Genomic DNA, 16,792 nt, shown 5'->3' on the forward strand with positions numbered 1-16,792 from the left:
ATGTTCGAGAACCTTGACCTGACGAAGCTGATCTTCGGCCGCCTCAGCTGGGAGGCGATTCCCCTGCACGAGCCCATCCTGCTCGCCACCTTCGCGGCCGTGGTGCTGGGCGGGCTCGCCATCGTGGCGGCGCTCACCTACTTCAAGCTCTGGGGCACGCTGTGGCGCGACTGGTTCACCAGCATCGACCACAAGAAGATCGGCATCATGTACATCGTGCTGGGCCTGGTGATGCTGCTGCGCGGCTTTGCCGACGCCCTGATGATGCGGGCGCAGCAGGCCGTGGCCTTTGGCGACAACATGGGCTATTTGCCGCCGCACCACTACGACCAGATCTTCACCGCGCACGGCGTGATCATGATCTTCTTCGTGGCGATGCCGCTGGTGACGGGCCTCATGAACTTCGTGGTGCCGCTGCAGATCGGCGCGCGCGACGTGGCGTTCCCGTTCCTCAACAACTTCAGCTTCTGGATGACCACTTTCGGCGCCGGCCTCGTGATGGCGTCGCTGTTCGTCGGCGAGTTCGCCAAGACCGGCTGGCTCGCCTACCCGCCGCTGTCGGGCATCCTCTACAGCCCCGACGTGGGGGTCGACTACTACATCTGGTCATTGCAGATCGCGGGCGTCGGCACATTGCTCTCGGGGGTGAACCTCTTGGTCACCATCGTGAAGATGCGCGCGCCCGGCATGACGATGATGAAGATGCCGGTCTTCACCTGGACGGCGCTGTGCACCAACGTGCTCATCGTGGCCGCCTTCCCGGTGCTGACCGCCGTGCTGGCCCTGCTCTCGCTCGACCGCTATGTCGGCACCAACTTCTTCACGAACGACCTCGGCGGCAACGCCATGATGTACGTGAACCTGATCTGGATCTGGGGCCACCCCGAGGTGTACATCCTGATCCTGCCGGCCTTCGGCATCTTCTCGGAAGTGGTCTCCACCTTTTCGGGCAAGCGCCTGTTCGGCTATGCCTCGATGGTGTACGCCACGGTGGTGATCACCATCCTGTCGTACCTCGTCTGGCTGCACCACTTCTTCACCATGGGCTCGGGCGCCAGCGTGAACTCGTTCTTCGGCATCACGACGATGATCATCTCGATTCCCACGGGCGCGAAGATCTTCAACTGGCTGTTCACGATGTACCGCGGCCGCATCCGCTACGAGCTGCCGATGATGTGGACCATCGGCTTCATGGTCACCTTCGTGGTGGGCGGCATGACGGGCGTGCTGCTCGCTGTTCCGCCGGCCGACTTCGTGCTGCACAACAGCCTGTTCCTGATCGCCCACTTCCACAACGTGATCATCGGCGGCGTGCTGTTCGGCATGCTGGCCGGCATCACCTACTGGTTCCCGAAGGCCTTCGGCTACAAGCTCGATGCGTTCTGGGGCAAGTGCTCGTTCTGGTTCTGGCTGGTGGGCTTCTGGGTCGCGTTCATGCCGCTGTACGTGCTCGGCCTGATGGGCGTCACGCGCCGCATGAGCCACTTCGAGGACACTTCGCTGCAGATCTGGTTCCAGGTCGCCGCCTTCGGCGCGGTGCTGATCGCGCTGGGCATCGCCTGCTTCCTGATCCAGCTGGTGGTGAGCTTCATCCGCCGCGAGTCGCTGCGCGACACCACCGGCGACCCGTGGAACGGCCGCACGCTCGAGTGGTCGACCTCGTCGCCCCCGCCGGCCTACAACTTCGCGTTCACGCCGCGCATCCATGACAACGATGCCTGGACCGACATGAAGCGCCGCGGCTATGCGCGCCCGCTCGAAGGCTACACGCCGATCCACATGCCGAAGAACACCAGCGCCGGCTTCATCGTCGCGGCCCTGTCCGCGGCCTGCGGTTTCGGGCTGATCTGGCAGATGTGGCTCTTTGCCGGCGTGGCATTCGTCGCCCTGGTGGCCGCCGTGATCGTCCATACCTTCAACTACAAGCGCGACTACTACATCCCCGCTGAAGACGTCGTCCGCACCGAGACCGAACGCACGCGCCTGCTGGCCACCGCCCATGTCTGACACCACCGCACTCCACGCCCATAGCGACCAGACGGGCAAGCCGCCCGTGTTCGAGCTGTTCCACGTCGGCAACGACCACCATCCGGAGAACGCAACCCTGCTCGGGTTCTGGATCTACCTGATGAGCGACTGCCTGATCTTCGCCTGCCTGTTCGCGGTGTACGGCGTGCTGGGCCGCAGCTATGCGGCCGGGCCTTCGGGCGCCGACCTGTTCGACCTGCAGCTGGTGGCGGTCAACACCGCGCTGCTGCTGCTGTCGTCGATCACCTACGGGTTCGCCGTGCTCGAGATGCAGAAAAAGCGCATGCGCGGCACGCTCGCCTGGCTCGCCGTGACCGGCCTGCTCGGTGCGGGCTTCATCGGCCTGGAGCTCTACGAATTCGCGCACCTGATCCACGAAGGCGCGGGCCCGCAGCGCAGCGCCTTCCTGTCGGCTTTCTTCGCGCTGGTCGGTACCCACGGGCTGCACGTGAGCTTCGGCCTCATCTGGCTCGTGGTGCTGCTGTTCCAGCTGCCGAAGCACGGCTTCAGCGCCGCCAACCGCCGCCGCGTGATGTGCCTGTCGATGTTCTGGCACTTCCTGGACGTCATCTGGATCGGCGTCTTCACCTTTGTGTACCTGATGGGATCGATGGCATGACGACAGCCTCCGCACACGACGACCACCACGACGACGACGACGGCCCGGCGAGCCACAGCACCTTCAAGGGCTACATGACCGGCTTCGTGCTGGCCGTGATCCTGACCGCGATCCCGTTCTGGCTGGTCATGGGCAACGTGCTCGGCAAGCCCAGCACCACCTCGTTCGTGATCCTCGGCCTGGCCGCGGTGCAGATCGTGGTCCACATGGTCTACTTCCTGCACATGGACGCCAAGTCCGAGAGCGGCTGGAACATGCTGGCGCTGATCTTCACGATCGTGCTCGTCGTGATCACGCTGGCCGGATCGCTCTGGGTCATGTACCACATGAACGCCAACATGATGCCGATGTCGGTGCACGACATGAAGAACATGCCCTGACGCCGATGCCGTGACCGCCACGCCGCCAGACCGCCCCACCCCCGCCGCCATGCCGGCCGGCCGCCAGCGCCCTGCGGCCACGCGGATCGTCGCCATGGTGTTCGCGGCGCTGGCATTCGCGGGCTTCGTGGCGCTCGGCAACTGGCAAGTCGAGCGCCGCGCCTGGAAGCTCGATCTCATCGCACGCGTCGAGGCGCGCGTGCATGCCCCGGCCGCGCCGCCGCCTGCGCGCAGCCAGTGGCCGCAAGTGAATACGGCCAACGACGAATACCGGCATGTGCGCATCGCCGGCACCTTTCTCCACGACAAGGAGACGCTGGTGCAGGCCAGCACCCGGCTCGGCGCCGGCTTCTGGGTGCTGACGCCGCTCGCGACCGCCGACGGCGTGGTGCTGGTGAACCGCGGCTTCGTACCGCCCGAGGCCCGCACGCGCGCCGCCCGCGCCGCGAGCGAGCCGCGCGGCGAAACCCGCGTGACCGGCCTGCTGCGCATCACCGAGCCCGGCGGCGGCTTCCTGCGCCGCAACGATCCCGCCGCCGACCGCTGGTTCTCGCGCGACGTGCAGGCCATCGCCGCGGCGCGCGGTCTCTCCGACGTGGCGCCCTATTTCGTCGATGCCGCGGCGGCAGAGGCCCCGCCCGGCGCTGCGGCCGGCTGGCCCGCTGGCGGCCTGACGGTCGTCGCCTTTCCGAACAGCCATCTGGTCTACGCGATCACCTGGTACGGCCTGGCGCTGATGGTGGCGGGCGCGGCGTGGTTCGTCTGGCGCGACGACCGGCGGCGCGGCCGGGGCCTGCCGGCCGCGAACGGTGAAAATGCGGCCCATGCCGCCGACCCCAGCGCCCGCCCCGGAGCCCCCGATGCCCCCCGCGACTGAAGCGACGACCAGCGCGGTGGCCGGCGAGCTGCACCCGCTGCGCGCGGGCGTCGCGAGCCTGGACAACGCCACCGGCCACCAGAACATGCAGCAGCTGATCCAGCTGCGCTGGTTCGCGGTGGTGGGACAGGTCGTCACGATCCTCGTGGTGCACTACGGCTTCGGCATCCGGCTGCCGCTCGACCAGATGCTGCTGGTGCTGACCTGCCTGGCGCTCTTCAACGGCGTGAGCCTGCTGCGATCGCGCCAGATCCGCCGCGTGACCAACGGCGAGCTGTTCCTCGCGCTGCTGGTCGACGTCGCCACGCTCACCGCGCAGCTCTACCTGAGCGGCGGCGCCACCAACCCCTTCGTCTTCCTGTACCTGCTGCAGGTCATCCTGGGCGCGGTGCTGCTCAAGGCCTGGTCCACCTGGACCATCGTCGTGGTCACCGGTGCCTGCTTCGCGGGCCTGGCGCTGTTCTCGCGCCCGCTCGCGCTGCCGCTCGACCACGACCGCGGCCTCTGGAGCCCGTATGTCCAGGGCATGCTCGTGTGCTTTGCGCTCAATGCGGCGCTGCTGGTGGTGTTCATCACGCGCATCAGCCGCAACCTGCGCGCCCGCGACCAGCGGCTGGCCGACCTGCGCCAGCGCGCCGCCGAAGAAGAGCACATCGTGCGCATGGGGCTCCTGGCCTCGGGCGCCGCGCACGAGCTGGGCACGCCGCTTGCCACGCTCGCGGTGATCCTCGGAGACTGGCGGCGACTGCCGCATTTCAGCTCCGACCCCGAACTCCTGACCGAGGTGGCCGAGATGGAACTCCAGATCCAGCGCTGCAAGAGCATCGTGAGCGGCATCCTGCTGTCGGCTGGCGAGACGCGCGGCGAATCGTCCGAAGAAACCACGGTGAGCACCTTCCTCGACGAGCTGGTCGATGAATGGCGCACCACGCGCCCGGTGGAAGCCTTCGAGTACGACAACCGCTTCGGCCAGGACCTGCCCATGGTCTCCGACTCGGCCCTCAAGCAGATGGTCTGCAACGTGCTCGACAATGCCCTCGAAGCCTCGCCGCACTGGCTGCGCCTCGAAGTGGCGCACGATGCCGATGCGCTGATCCTCACGGTCACCGACACGGGGCCGGGTTTCCTGCCGGCGATCCTGAAGGAGTTCGGCAAGCCCTACCAGTCGAGCAAGAACCGGCCCGGCGGCGGGCTCGGACTGTTCCTGGTCGCGAACGTCGCGCGCACACTGGGCGGCCGCGTCGCGGCGCGCAACCGGGCCGAAGGCGGCGCGGTCGTGACCATCACGCTGCCGCTCGCGGCCGTGGTGCTCGACGAAGAGGACGACGCCACGCTCGAACACGCCATCGCCGCCAGCGGCGCTAAGACCCCATGACCGACGAAGACACCGCCGCCGACGCCGGCCGCCGCCTGCTGATCGTCGAGGACGACGCGGCCTTCGCCCGAACACTGGGCCGTTCGTTCGAGCGCCGCGGCTATTCGGTGGCGCTGGCCAGCAGTCTCGAAGACGTCGAACAGCTGCTGCTGCAGGGCGATGCATCGGGCTACGGCTACGCGGTGGTTGACCTCAAGCTCAACGGCGAAGCCTCGGGCCTGGCGTGCGTGGAGCGGCTGCACCGGCACGCTCCCGAGATGCTCATCGTCGTGCTCACGGGCTTCGCGAGCATCGCCACCGCCGTCGAGGCGATCAAGCTCGGCGCCTGCCACTACCTCGCCAAACCCTCGAACACCGACGACATCGAGGCCGCGTTCGGTCGCGCCGCCGGCACCACGGAGGTCGAGCTGACGAACCGCTCGACCTCGATCAAGACGCTCGAGTGGGAACGCATCCACGAGACGCTCGCCGAAACCGGCTTCAACATCTCCGAGACCGCGCGGCGGCTCGGCATGCACCGGCGCACGCTCGCGCGCAAGCTCGGCAAGCAGCAGGTCAAGTAGCGCGACGCCGTCGCGTCAGTAGGTTCCGGGGTACGCGCCGCCGTCCGCGAGCACGTTCTGTCCGGTGACGTAGCCTGCCTGCATGCTGCAGAGGAACGCGCAGATCGCGCCGAACTCGGCGGGTGTGCCGAAGCGCTTCGCCGGAATGTTCTTCTTGCGGGCTTCCCAGACGGTGTCGAAGTCCTGGCCGGTCTTTTGCGCCGTGCCGGCCATGGTGCCCTTGAGGCGATCGGTGTCGAACGAGCCCGGCAGCAGGTTGTTGATCGTCACGCCCTTGGCCGCGATGGCGGTGCGCGCCACGCCCGCCACAAAGCCGGTCAGGCCGCTGCGTGCGCCGTTCGACAGGCCGAGGATGTCGATCGGCGACTTCACCGAGCTCGAGGTGATGTTGACGATGCGCCCGAACCCGCGGCTGGCCATGCCGTCCACCGTGGCCTTGATGAGTTCGATCGGCGTGAGCATGTTGGCATCGACCGCCTTGATCCAGGCCTCGCGGTCCCAGTTGCGGAAGTCGCCGGGCGGCGGTCCGCCGGCGTTGGTCACCACGATGTCGAAGTCGTGGCCGAGCGCGAACACCGCGGCGCGGCCGGCCTCGGTGGTGATGTCGGCCGCCACCTGCTTGACGAACGCGCCACCCGCGCCCTTGGCCGCATCGAGCTTCTTCGCGGCCGCTTCCAGCGCCTCGGCGCCGCGCGCCACGATCACCACGTTGACGCCTTCGCGCACCAGCGCCTCGGCGCAGCCGTAGCCCAAACCCTTGCTCGCGCCGCACACCAGTGCGGTCTTGCCTGCAATACCCAGATCCATGTCGTTGCTCCTGAACTGCAGGGACGCCGAACCTAGCGCCCCTTGCGTGTGAAAACGAAGATGCCCGCGATCACGAGCACCGTGCCGGCCGCGATCCACGCGGTGAACGGCTCGTCGAGTATGACCACGCCCATGAGGATGGTGGACAAGGGCCCGATCATGCCCGTTTGCGCGGCCATGGCGGGGCCGATGCGCTCGATGGCCATCATCACCATCAGCACCGGCACCGCGGTGCACAGCGTGGCATTGAGCACCGACAGCCAGATGACCTCGGGCGCCAGTTGCATCGCCACGCTGACTGGCCGCATGAGCACGAACTGGACGATGCACAACACGCACGCCACGGTGGTGGCCAGGCCCACGAGCCGCAGCGATCCGAGCCGCTTGACGAATTCGCCGCTGTAGACGAGGTAGCCCGCATAGCTCACCGCGCTCAGGAACACCAGGAACGCGCCCCATGCCGCCGCGCCGCCGCCCTTGCCGTCGCCGCCGCTCCAGAGTTCGTGGCCGAACACCAGCAGCACGCCGGCATAGCTCACGACCATGCCGAGCACCTGCGGCCGCGTCGCGCGGCGGCGGTACAGGAGCCAGCCGAACAGCAGCACCAGCGTCGGGTTGAGGTACAGGATCAGCCGCTCGAAACTGGCCGAGATGTAGGCGAGCCCCGCAAAGTCGAGAAAGCTCGCGAGGTAGTAGCCCGAGAACCCGAGCCCGATCACGCCGAGCCAGTCGCGCCGCGTGAGCGCCGGCTTGCCGCGCCCGGCCCACCACGCCATCACCGCGAAGAGCGGCAGCGCGAACAGCATGCGCAGCATGATCAGCGTGACCGCGTCCACGCCGTAGCGGTACGCGAGCTTGACGATGATGGCCTTGCCGCTGAACGCGATCGCGCCGAGCGACGCGAGGATGAGGCCCGGAACGAGGCTCTTTTGAGTGGTGGTGTTCAATGGTTCGTGCGGGAAACACCGCGGAACCGGCTTTGCCGGGCCGCTGGTGTTGCCCCCTTGAGGGGGAGGCGGCTACACGAAGTGAGACGCATCGGGGGTGGGCTAATATCCGGCAGCCACGCCGTCGCGGCGCGCGTCACTCGCGGCCACGTAACCCTCCACGGACGGGTCACCCGCACGCCAGATGAACTGGCCGGCGCCGAAGTCCTGGTAGGAGTCGTTGATCACGTCGAGCTGGTGCCCGAGGCCGCGCAGGCCCTGCACGGTGTCCGCGTTCATTGCCGCCTCGACGTTGATCTCGAGCCCGGCGTTGAAGCGCCAGCGCGGCGCGTCGCAGGCCGCCTGGGGGCTCTGGCGGTAGTCGAGCATGCGCACCAGCGTCTGCATGTGGCCTTGGGGCTGCATGTTGCCGCCCATCACGCCGAAGCTCATCACGGGCTGGCCGTCCTTCGTGAGGAAGGCCGGGATGATGGTGTGGAACGGCCGCTTGCCGGGCGCCACCACGTTGGGGCTCTCGGCATTCAGGCTGAAGCCGTGGCCGCGGTTCTGCAGGCTGATGCCGAATTCGGGCTCGACGCAGCCGGAGCCGAAGCCCATGAAGTTGCTCTGGATGAAGCTCACCATCATGCCGCGCTCGTCGGCGGCCGTGAGATAGATGGTGCCGCCCTTTACGGGGTTGCCGGCCTTGAAATCCTGTGCCTTCTTCACGTCGATGAGTCTCGCACGCGAGGCGAGGTACGCGTCATCGAGCATTTGCTCGGGGGTCACCGTCATCGACGATGGCTCGGAGACATAGCGGTACACGTCGGCGAAGGCCAGCTTCATGGCCTCGATCTGCAGATGCTGCGAGGCCACCGAATCGACGGGTAGCGAGGCGATGTCGAACTTCTCGAGGATGCCGAGCGCGATCAGCGCCGCGATGCCCTGCCCGTTCGGCGGGATCTCGTGCAGCGTGTGGCCGCGATAGTCGCGCGAGATCGGCTTGACCCATTCGGGCTGGTAGGCCGCAAGGTCGGCCACGGTGAGCGCGCCGCCCTGCGCCTTCGAGAACTTGGCGAGCGCCTCGGCGATCTCGCCGTTGTAGTAGGCCTCGCCCTTGGTGCGTGCAATGGCCTTGAGCGCGCGTGCCGCGGCCGCGAAGCGGAACAGCTCGCCCACCTCGGGCGCACGGCCGCGCGGCATGAAGGCCTGCGCGAAACCCGCCTGGCCTTCCAGCACCGGCGTGGCGGCCGCCCACTTCTGCTGCACCACCGGCGGCACGAGGTAGCCCCGCTCGGCAATGTCGATGGCTGGCGCCAGCAGGTCGGCGAACGGCAGCTTGCCGAAGCGCTCGGAGAGCGCCACCCAGCCGCGCACCGCGCCGGGCACGCTGACCGAGTCGATGCCGCGCATCGGCGGCGTGGTGGCGTCGGCGCCGTACTTGGCCTTGAAGTACTCGGGCGTCCAGGCCTTGGGCGCGGGCCCCGATGCATTGAGGCCGTGCAGTTCCTTGCCATCCCAGAGGATGCAGAAGGCATCGCTGCCGAGGCCGTTGCTCACGGGCTCGACCAGCGTCATGACCGCCGCCGTGGCGATGGCCGCATCGACCGCGTTGCCACCCTGCTGCAGCATACGCAGGCCGGCCTGCGACGCGAGCGGATGCGAGGTCGACACCACGTTGCGCGCGAAGACGGGGATGCGGGTGGTGAGGTAGGGGTTCGCGTAATCGAATTGCATGATGTGCCTTCTGGGGGGACGAACGGTTGGGGAGCGAGGCTGTCAGTCGTTGGAAATCTTGCGATCGACGACGATCTTCTTCCACTTGGCCGCATCGCCCGCGACCAGCTTCGAGAATTGCTCGGGCGTGCCGGGCGCGGCGGGCGAAATGCCCAGGCGCGAGAGCTTCTCTTTCAGTTCGGGATCGGCGAGGGCCTCGTTGGCCGCCTTGTTGATGCGCGCCACCAGGTCGGCCGGCAGCCCCTTCGGCCCGTACAAGCCGAACCAGGTGTTCGACTCGAAGCCCGGCAGCGTGTCCGCGATGGGGGGCAGCTCGGGGGCGAGCGGGCTTCGCTGGAGCGAAGTTACGCCGAGCGCGCGGAGCCGTCCGTCGCGCACGTGCGGCATGCCCGTGGGCAGCGAATCGAAGAGCACGTCGACACTGCCGGTGATCAGGTCGGGAATGGCGAGCGCCGTGCCCTTGTAGGGGATGTGCGTCACGAACACGCCGGCCTGCGACTTGAAGAGTTCCGCGGTCAGCTGGACGATCGTGCCGTTGCCGCTCGATGCATAGTTGAGCTGGCCGGGGTTCTTCTTGGCATGGTCGATCCACTCGCGCACGTTCTTCGCGGGCGAGTCGACCGGCACCAGCATGATGCTCGGCGCGTCGCCCACGTGCGCAATGGGCGTGAAGTCGCGCACCGTGTCGTAGGGCAGCTTGCGGGTGATGGCGGGGCCGATCGCGTGCGTGCTGGTGGTGGCCAGCAGCAGCGTGTAGCCGTCGGCCGGCGCCTTCGCGGCCAGGTCGGAGCCGATGGCGCCGCCGGCGCCGGGCTTGTTGTCGACGACCAGCGTGGTGCCGAGCTTTTCGCCCAGCTTCTGGCCGAGCGTGCGCGCGAAGAGGTCGGTGGCACCGGCCGCGGGGAACGGCACGATCAGCCGCACCGGCTTGGCCGGGTAAGCCTGTGCCAGGGCCGCCGTCGGAGCGGCCATGCAGAACGCAGCAGTTGCAGCAAGGGCTTGGAGGAACTGGATTCTTTTCATGGGCGGATTCTGGCGCGTTGAGGAAAACCTCCCATGCTATGCAGCCGCCACGCATCAAGCCAGATAATCCTGGTTATTCGACTATGAGCTGAACTAATGACACGATCCGCCACCGAAGCCGTTTCGCTGCAGCAGCTGCGGGCGCTCGCGGCCGTGGCCGAATCGGGCAGCTTCACGCGCGCGGCCGAGCGCCTGCAGCTCACGCAGCCCGCGATCAGCCACCTGGTGAAGCGCATCGAGGAAGAACTCGGGCAGCCGCTGGTGGTGCGCGGGCGGCGGCTGCAGCTCACGGGCGCAGGCCAGCTCATGGCCGAGACCGCGGTGCGCGCGCTGCGGCTGGTCGACGAATCGGTCGAGGCCTGCCGTTCGCAATCGCAACTGCGCGAAGGCCGCGTGGTGCTGGCGGTCGGCCACCTGACCGCGGGCGCGTTGCTGCCGCCGCTGCTCGAGCGCTTCTCGCGCGCGCACCCGACGCTGGCGGCCACGCTGCTCGACAGCACGGCAGAGCAGATGATCTCGCGCATCCTCTCGCAGGAGGCCGACCTCGGCTTCGGCTCCGACATTGGGCAGAAGCACTCGGAGCTCGCAACCGAGCCCCTGTTCACCGAGCGCATGGCGCTCTTCGTGCGCGACGACCATCCGCTCGCGCAGCGCGTGGTGGTCGATGCGCGGCACCTGGAGTCGCTGCCGTTCATCCACGTGAACCCCGACGCCAACGTATGGCGCGCCGTGAGCAGCCAGCTCTCGAGCATGGCCAACGTGTACCCGCGCGTGGTGCACCACGTCTCGATGCTCTCGACCGCCTTCGGCCTGGTGCAGGCCGGTGCAGGCGTCGCCCTGCTGCCGCGCTATGTCGAGGTGCTGATGCCCGGCAACCTGCGCGCCGTCGCCGTCACACGGCCGGTGCTCGAATACCCGGTCGTTGCGATCCGGCTCGCCAAGCATCCGCTCACGCCTGCGGCGATGGCCTTCCTGGCGATGGCAAGGCAGCACATGAAGCCCCCGAGGGCGAACAAGCCCTGAAATGGCAACGGCGCCCGAAGGCGCCGTTGCATGTTCGCGAACACCGCGGAACCGGCTTTGCCGGGCCGCAGGTGTTGCCCCCTCGAGGGGGAGGCGGCGACACGAAGTGCGCCGCTTCGGGGGTGGGTCAATCCTCGACGAAAGCTTCTTCGCGTTTCGCCTTCACGGCCGGCAGCAGCACGATCACCAGCAGCAGCAGCGCAGCGAGCAGCAGGCCGAGCGAGATCGGGCGCGTGACGAACACGCTCCAGTCGCCGCGCGACAGCAGCAGCGAGCGGCGCAGGTTCTCTTCCATCATCGGCCCCAGGATGAAGCCCAGCAGCAGCGGCGCAGGCTCGCAACCCAGCTTGAAGAAGGTGTAGCCCACGAAGCCGAAGATGCCGACCATCCAGATGTCCCAGGTGTTGTTGTTCGTGGAGTACACGCCGATGGCGCAGAACAGCACGATCGCCGGGAACAGGAACTTGTACGGCACCGTGAGCAGCTTGATCCACAGGCCGATCAGCGGCAGGTTCAGGATCACGAGCATCGCGTTGCCGATCCACATCGAGGCGATCAGGCCCCAGAACAGCTCGGGGTTGCTGGTCATCACCTGCGGGCCCGGCTGGATGTTGTGGATCGTCATCGCGCCCACCATCAGCGCCATCACGGCGTTGGGCGGAATGCCCAGCGTCAAGAGCGGGATGAAGGAGGTCTGCGCACCGGCGTTGTTGGCTGCCTCGGGGGCTGCCACGCCGCGGATGTTGCCCTTGCCGAAAGGCACTTCGCCCGGCTTCAGCTTGGTCTTCTTCTCGATCGTGTAGGCCGCAAAGGCCGACAGCAGCGCGCCGCCACCCGGCAGGATGCCGAGCGAGGAACCGAGCGCCGTGCCACGCAGGATTGCGGGAACCATGCGCTTGAAGTCTTCCTTGGTCGGGAACAGGCCCGAGACCTTGGCGGTGAACACCTCGCGGTCCTCGTCGGGGCGCGAGAGGTTGGCGATGATTTCGCCGTAGCCGAACACGCCCATGGCGATCGCCACGAAGCCGATGCCGTCGGTGAGTTCGGGGATGTCGAAGCTGAAGCGCGCGACGCCCGAGTTGACGTCGGTGCCGACGAGGCCGAGCAGCAGGCCCAGCACGATCATGCCGATGGCCTTGAGCAGCGAACCCGAAGCCAGCACCACAGCACCGATCAGGCCCAGCACCATCAGCGAGAAGTACTCGGCCGGGCCGAACTTGAAGGCCAGCTCGGTCAGCGGCGGCGCGAAGGCCGCGAGGATCAGCGTGCCCACGCAGCCTGCGAAGAACGAGCCCAGGCCGGCGGCGGCGAGCGCCGGACCGGCGCGGCCCTTGCGCGCCATCTGGTAGCCGTCGATCACGGTCACCACCGAGGACGATTCGCCCGGCAGGTTCACGAGAATCGCGGTGGTCGAGCCGCCGTACTGTGCACCGTAGTAGATGCCGGCCAGCATGATGAGCGCCGACACGGGCGGCAGCGCATAGGTGGCGGGCAGCAGCATCGCGATGGTCGCGACGGGCCCGATGCCCGGCAGCACGCCGATCAGCGTGCCGAGAATACAGCCGCCGAGGCAGTACAGCAGGTTGGTGAAGGTAAAGGCAACGCCAAAACCCATCGAGAGGTGGTCAAACAATTCCATGAGCGCAGCTTTCGTCTCAACCGGTGATGAAGGTCGGCCAGACCTGGATCTGGAGCTTCAGCGCCCAGATGAAGGCCACGTAACTGCCGACGGCCAGCACGGTGGCCAGGATCAGCACGGTGGGCAGCTTGTACTCGTGGCCCGCGAGGCTCGCGATGAGCACGAGCGCGTAGATCGCGATGATCATGCCCATGGCCGGAACGCCGAAGGTCGGCAGGCCGCCGAGCAGCACGCCGAAGGCGAGGTTGGCGCCCAGGATGAACACCACCTGCTTCCAGGCCCACTTGCCGATCGGCTCGCCGTCGGTGGTTTCGACGGTCATGCCGCTGAACATGATCCCCAGGCCGATGACGGCCATCAGGATGCCCAGCATCAGCGGGAAGTAGCCGGGTCCCATGCGGGCGCCGGTGCCTACGCTGTAGGTTGTGGCGCCCCATGCGAACGCCAGACCCACGACCGTAAACATCACACCCGAGAAAAAGTCTTTCTGACTCTTGATTTTCACGAACAGTCTCCTCGAACAGATTTCGATGCGGGATTGTCGAGTCCGCCGGAGACCGGCTCGATGTGGATTCCACTAACGAAAGTGCTAGGGATAACCCGAGATCACCAATGCGGGCTCCCTCGCGGAAAACACCGCGGCGTGGGCCTACTCCAGCGGTGGCGTCGCGCTCAGCACTTCCTCGATGGTGGTGACGCCTTCGGCCACGCGCAGCGCGCCCGCGAGGCGCAGCGGGCGCATGCCGTCGACGACGGCCTGGCGGCGCAGGCCCGAGAGGTTGGGCTCCTTGGTGACCAGGCCCTTGAACTCTTCGCTGACGCTCAGCAGTTCGTACAGCCCCATGCGCCCCATGTAGCCGGTCATGCGGCAGTCGACGCAGCCCACGGGCTTGTAGGCGCGCACCGAGCCGGTGATCTGCCACGGCTTCACGATGGCTTCGAGCTTCTCGCGCGTGATGCCTTCGTCGGGCTGCTTGCAATGGGGGCACAACGTGCGCACGAGCCGCTGGGCCAGCACGCCGAGCATCACGGCATTGATGAGGTACGAGGGCACGCCGAGCTCCATCAGCCGCGTGATCGCGCTCGGCGCATCGTTGGTGTGCAGCGTGCTGAAGACGAGGTGCCCGGTGAGCGCGGCCTGCACCGCCATCTCGGCCGTGGCAAGGTCGCGGATCTCGCCCACCATGATGATGTCCGGGTCCTGCCGCATCAGCGCGCGCAGGCCCTCGGTAAAGCCGAAGTCGAGCTGGGGTTGCACCTGCGTCTGGTTGAACGCGGGCTCGATCATCTCGATCGGGTCCTCGACCGTGCTCACGTTCACCTCTTCGGTCGCCACCCGCTTGAGCGTCGAGTAGAGCGTGGTGGTCTTGCCCGAGCCGGTCGGCCCCGTCACGAGGACGATGCCGTTGGGCCGCGTGACGAGCTGCTCCCAGCGGTGCGCGTCATGCTGCGAGAAGCCGAGCGCGTCGAGGTCCTTGACCGCCGTGTCGGGGTCGAAGATCCGCATCACCATCTTCTCGCCGAAGGCGGTCGGCAGGGTCGACAGCCGCATCTCGACCTCGTCGCCGCGCATGTTGCGCGTCTTGATGCGGCCGTCGAGCGGCCGGCGCTTCTCGACGACGTCCATGCGGCCCAGCAGCTTGATGCGCGCCACCATCGCGTTCATCACGCCCATCGGCATCTGGTAGGCCGGATGCAGGATGCCGTCGATGCGGAAGCGGATCACGCCCTGCTCGCGGCGCGGCTCCAGGTGGATGTCGCTGGCGCGCTGGTCGAACGCGTACTGCCAGAGCCAGTCGACCACCTGCACCACGCTCTGGTCGTTGGCGTCGAGCTGCCGGGTGCTCTTGCCAAGCTCCACCAACTGCTCGAAGCTCGCACCGCCCGTGTTGCCGCCGGCCTTCTGCGCGGCGCGCACCGACTTGGCGAGCGCGAAGAACTCGGCCGTGTAGCGCTGGATGTCGGCCGGGTTGGCCACCACGCGGCGCACCGAACGGCGTGCCTGGCGCTCGACCTCGGCGATCCAGTCGGTCAGGAAAGGCTCGGCCGTGGCCACGACCACCTCGTTGGGCAGCACCTGCACCGGCAGCACCTTGTGGCGCTCGGCGTAGGCGGCGCTCATGGTGTCGGCGACCTTGCCCACGTCGACCTTGAGCGGATCGATGCGCAGGTAGGCCAGGCCCGCACGGCCCGCGAGCCACTGCGTGAGCATTTCCAGGTCGAGCGGCTTGCCGTCGCTCTCGCGCGTCATGGCCACGTTGGCGAGCCGCACCAGCGGCGCTTGCCGGCTTTCGGCCTGTGCGCAGCGCGCGATGGTGCGCTTGGCCTCCACGGCCGAGATCACGCCATCGGCGGCCAGCCACTCGATCAGGCGGCGCAGGTCGAGCGGGCCTTCGTGGCGCACGGAAACGGCAGCGGGAACGGCAGGGACAGCACTCATGAACCGGAAGAACGCGTGAGGGTGGGATGGAGCGGCTTGAACACCCGCAGCCACTTCGGCGCAGGCAGGTCCCAGCGAGTCTGGATCGTTTGTGCGCGCTCGGCAAGCGCCTCGCGCTTCGGCCGGGCGGGCGCGCGCTGTGCCAGCACCACCGTGTTGCCTTCGCGCGTCGGCTTGAAGGCCCACACCGCGTCCGCGCCGAAGGCAGCCGCGATCTTCTCGAGGCTGCGCTCGTAGCTCGACGACCGGCCGAACAGGTTCACCGTCATGCAGCCGGTGTCGGTGAGTAGCGCGCGGCAGTCGGCATAAAAGTCTTCGCTGTCGAGCACTGGCGCCGCCGCCTCGTGGTCGTACAGGTCGACCTGCAGCGCATCGACCGTGCCCTGCCACTCGGCCTTGCGGATCTCGGCCGCGGCATCGGCCACCACCACGCGCAGCTTCGCATCGTCGGCCGGCAGCTTGAACCAGCCGCGGCAGGCCGACACCACCTGCGGGTTCAGCTCGATGGCCGTGGTGCGCATGCGCAGCGTCTTGCGGCTGAACTTGGTGAGCGTGGCCGCACCCAGGCCGAGCTGCATGGCGTGCAGGTTCGCCACCTCTTTCGGCTCGGCGAACAGCAGCCAGGCCATCATGCGTTGCACGTACTCGAGCTCGATCTCGAACGGCGCGTCGATCTTCATCGATCCCTGGACCCATTCGGTGCCCAGGTGCAGGTAGCGGATGTCGCCCCAGTCCGAGAAATTGACTTCGGGAAGCACGGGGGTTTTGCTTTTCTTGCTGGTGGCCATCAAAGAAGGTGGTGGGCGGCGAAGACCTCGCGCCAGGCAGCGAGCTTGCGCTCGAAGCGCCAGGACGCGTTGGCGGGACTGGTGGAAGGCAACTGGTAGACCGGCACGCCCAGGGTGCGCGTGTGGCGTGCATGCTTGAAGCTCTCGCCGCCGTTGTGAGCGATGGCGGCGAGCTTCGGCAGGTGCAGCGCCGCAATGTCGTTCGCCACGGGCGCGCGGATCGCGGTGTCGAGGCTGCCCTCGCGCTCGCAGGCGCCATAGACGTCCCACACGCCCAGCCCACGTTCGAGCAGCCAGGCCTTCTTCTGCGGGTAGCTGTCCACGCCCATCGGGAGCGGGTGGTCGGGCCAGATGGCTTGCAAGATCTTCCAGAACTGGTTTTGAGGATGCGCATAGTACTGCTGGAGCTCGAGCGAGCGCACGCCGGGGAAGCTGCCGAGGATCAGCACGACGGTGGCCGGCGAGACCACCGGGGCCAGGCCGGTGAGCACCGGGCCGGGTTTGCCGCTGGCGCGGCCGGTTCGGGTGGATTGCGTCATGGGCGTGATCTTGGCATTGCCCGGGCCA

Annotated in this window: 16 protein-coding genes; 7 read left to right on the plus strand and 9 right to left on the minus strand. The window is 67.6% G+C overall.

The window, feature by feature from the left end:
- The 6 genes from cyoB to AC3A6R_RS08390 are packed head-to-tail and all read left to right on the plus strand — an operon-like array spanning position 1 to position 5,842.
- Positions 1-2,007, plus strand: coding sequence for a cytochrome o ubiquinol oxidase subunit I (gene cyoB, locus AC3A6R_RS08365; protein WP_487864240.1), 2,007 nt, complete (start codon positions 1-3; stop codon positions 2,005-2,007).
- Positions 2,000-2,647 (plus strand): cytochrome o ubiquinol oxidase subunit III, encoded by a 648-nt coding sequence (gene cyoC, locus AC3A6R_RS08370; RefSeq protein WP_487859426.1) that lies wholly within the window; start codon positions 2,000-2,002, stop codon positions 2,645-2,647. The genes cyoB and cyoC overlap by 8 nt, the downstream gene beginning before the upstream one ends.
- Positions 2,644-3,027 carry a cytochrome o ubiquinol oxidase subunit IV gene (gene cyoD, locus AC3A6R_RS08375; RefSeq protein WP_487859425.1) on the plus strand — a complete coding sequence of 128 codons (384 nt, stop codon included), beginning with the start codon at positions 2,644-2,646 and terminating at the stop codon, positions 3,025-3,027. The genes cyoC and cyoD overlap by 4 nt, the downstream gene beginning before the upstream one ends.
- Before the next feature lie 10 nt (positions 3,028-3,037).
- Complete coding sequence (locus AC3A6R_RS08380; protein WP_487859424.1) at positions 3,038-3,904, plus strand: SURF1 family protein; 867 nt, start codon at positions 3,038-3,040, stop codon at positions 3,902-3,904.
- Positions 3,888-5,279 (plus strand): ATP-binding protein, encoded by a 1,392-nt coding sequence (locus AC3A6R_RS08385; RefSeq protein ID WP_487859423.1) that lies wholly within the window; start codon positions 3,888-3,890, stop codon positions 5,277-5,279. The genes AC3A6R_RS08380 and AC3A6R_RS08385 overlap by 17 nt, the downstream gene beginning before the upstream one ends.
- Positions 5,276-5,842, plus strand: coding sequence for a response regulator transcription factor (locus AC3A6R_RS08390; protein WP_487859422.1), 567 nt, complete (start codon positions 5,276-5,278; stop codon positions 5,840-5,842). Before AC3A6R_RS08385 ends, AC3A6R_RS08390 begins: the two co-directional genes overlap by 4 nt.
- Positions 5,843-5,857: 15 nt before the next feature.
- On the opposite strand, the gene AC3A6R_RS08395 is transcribed toward AC3A6R_RS08390, so the two are convergent.
- From AC3A6R_RS08395 to AC3A6R_RS08410, 4 genes are all read right to left on the minus strand, one after another.
- Positions 5,858-6,649, minus strand: coding sequence for an SDR family oxidoreductase (locus AC3A6R_RS08395; RefSeq protein WP_487859421.1), 792 nt, complete (start codon positions 6,647-6,649; stop codon positions 5,858-5,860).
- 32 nt (positions 6,650-6,681) lie between these two features.
- Entirely contained in the window at positions 6,682-7,596 is a 915-nt protein-coding gene (locus AC3A6R_RS08400) for a DMT family transporter (RefSeq protein WP_487864241.1), read from the minus strand.
- Positions 7,597-7,698: 102 nt separating this feature from the next.
- The gene (locus AC3A6R_RS08405) at positions 7,699-9,312 is read right to left on the minus strand and encodes a gamma-glutamyltransferase family protein (RefSeq protein WP_487859419.1); all 1,614 of its coding nucleotides are present in this window, start codon (positions 9,310-9,312) and stop codon (positions 7,699-7,701) included.
- 42 nt (positions 9,313-9,354) lie between these two features.
- Complete coding sequence (locus AC3A6R_RS08410) at positions 9,355-10,335, minus strand: tripartite tricarboxylate transporter substrate binding protein (protein WP_487859418.1); 981 nt, start codon at positions 10,333-10,335, stop codon at positions 9,355-9,357.
- A gap of 96 nt (positions 10,336-10,431) precedes the next feature.
- Between AC3A6R_RS08410 and AC3A6R_RS08415 the strand changes: the two genes are divergently transcribed.
- Positions 10,432-11,358, plus strand: coding sequence for a LysR family transcriptional regulator (locus AC3A6R_RS08415; RefSeq protein ID WP_487859417.1), 927 nt, complete (start codon positions 10,432-10,434; stop codon positions 11,356-11,358).
- Between the two features lie 127 nt (positions 11,359-11,485).
- Here AC3A6R_RS08415 and AC3A6R_RS08420 read toward each other — a convergent pair whose 3' ends face one another.
- The 5 genes from AC3A6R_RS08420 to AC3A6R_RS08440 form a co-directional block, all read right to left on the minus strand.
- Positions 11,486-12,997: a tripartite tricarboxylate transporter permease gene (locus tag AC3A6R_RS08420; RefSeq protein ID WP_487859416.1), complete on the minus strand. Its 1,512-nt coding sequence runs from the start codon at positions 12,995-12,997 to the stop codon at positions 11,486-11,488.
- A 16-nt stretch (positions 12,998-13,013) separates the two neighbouring features.
- On the minus strand, positions 13,014-13,502 hold the full coding sequence (locus AC3A6R_RS08425; protein ID WP_487859415.1) for a tripartite tricarboxylate transporter TctB family protein: 489 nt from the start codon (positions 13,500-13,502) through the stop codon (positions 13,014-13,016).
- 144 nt (positions 13,503-13,646) lie between these two features.
- Positions 13,647-15,437, minus strand: coding sequence for a type IV pilus assembly ATPase TfpB (tfpB, locus tag AC3A6R_RS08430; protein WP_487859414.1), 1,791 nt, complete (start codon positions 15,435-15,437; stop codon positions 13,647-13,649).
- On the minus strand, positions 15,434-16,225 hold the full coding sequence (locus tag AC3A6R_RS08435; RefSeq protein ID WP_487859413.1) for a class I SAM-dependent methyltransferase: 792 nt from the start codon (positions 16,223-16,225) through the stop codon (positions 15,434-15,436). Before AC3A6R_RS08435 ends, tfpB begins: the two co-directional genes overlap by 4 nt.
- On the minus strand, positions 16,225-16,764 hold the full coding sequence (locus AC3A6R_RS08440) for a DNA-deoxyinosine glycosylase (RefSeq protein ID WP_487864242.1): 540 nt from the start codon (positions 16,762-16,764) through the stop codon (positions 16,225-16,227). The genes AC3A6R_RS08435 and AC3A6R_RS08440 overlap by 1 nt, the downstream gene beginning before the upstream one ends.
- Positions 16,765-16,792 lie beyond the last annotated feature (28 nt).

This window comes from Variovorax sp. Soil_C_19 (genome assembly GCF_057657255.1).

Excerpts from the sequence above, each read along its gene's own strand:
- cyoB (WP_487864240.1), top strand. The coding sequence starts at position 1 with ATGTTCGAGAACCTTGACCTGACGAAGCTGATCTTCGGCCGCCTCAGC.
- cyoC (WP_487859426.1), top strand. The coding sequence starts at position 2,000 with ATGTCTGACACCACCGCACTCCACGCCCATAGCGACCAGACGGGCAAG.
- cyoD (WP_487859425.1), top strand. The coding sequence starts at position 2,644 with ATGACGACAGCCTCCGCACACGACGACCACCACGACGACGACGACGGC.
- AC3A6R_RS08385 (WP_487859423.1), top strand. The coding sequence starts at position 3,888 with ATGCCCCCCGCGACTGAAGCGACGACCAGCGCGGTGGCCGGCGAGCTG.
- AC3A6R_RS08390 (WP_487859422.1), top strand. The coding sequence starts at position 5,276 with ATGACCGACGAAGACACCGCCGCCGACGCCGGCCGCCGCCTGCTGATC.
- AC3A6R_RS08395 (WP_487859421.1), bottom strand. The coding sequence starts at position 6,649 with ATGGATCTGGGTATTGCAGGCAAGACCGCACTGGTGTGCGGCGCGAGC.
- AC3A6R_RS08405 (WP_487859419.1), bottom strand. The coding sequence starts at position 9,312 with ATGCAATTCGATTACGCGAACCCCTACCTCACCACCCGCATCCCCGTC.
- AC3A6R_RS08410 (WP_487859418.1), bottom strand. The coding sequence starts at position 10,335 with ATGAAAAGAATCCAGTTCCTCCAAGCCCTTGCTGCAACTGCTGCGTTC.
- AC3A6R_RS08415 (WP_487859417.1), top strand. The coding sequence starts at position 10,432 with ATGACACGATCCGCCACCGAAGCCGTTTCGCTGCAGCAGCTGCGGGCG.
- AC3A6R_RS08420 (WP_487859416.1), bottom strand. The coding sequence starts at position 12,997 with ATGGAATTGTTTGACCACCTCTCGATGGGTTTTGGCGTTGCCTTTACC.
- tfpB (WP_487859414.1), bottom strand. The coding sequence starts at position 15,437 with ATGAGTGCTGTCCCTGCCGTTCCCGCTGCCGTTTCCGTGCGCCACGAA.
- AC3A6R_RS08435 (WP_487859413.1), bottom strand. The coding sequence starts at position 16,225 with ATGGCCACCAGCAAGAAAAGCAAAACCCCCGTGCTTCCCGAAGTCAAT.
- AC3A6R_RS08440 (WP_487864242.1), bottom strand. The coding sequence starts at position 16,764 with ATGACGCAATCCACCCGAACCGGCCGCGCCAGCGGCAAACCCGGCCCG.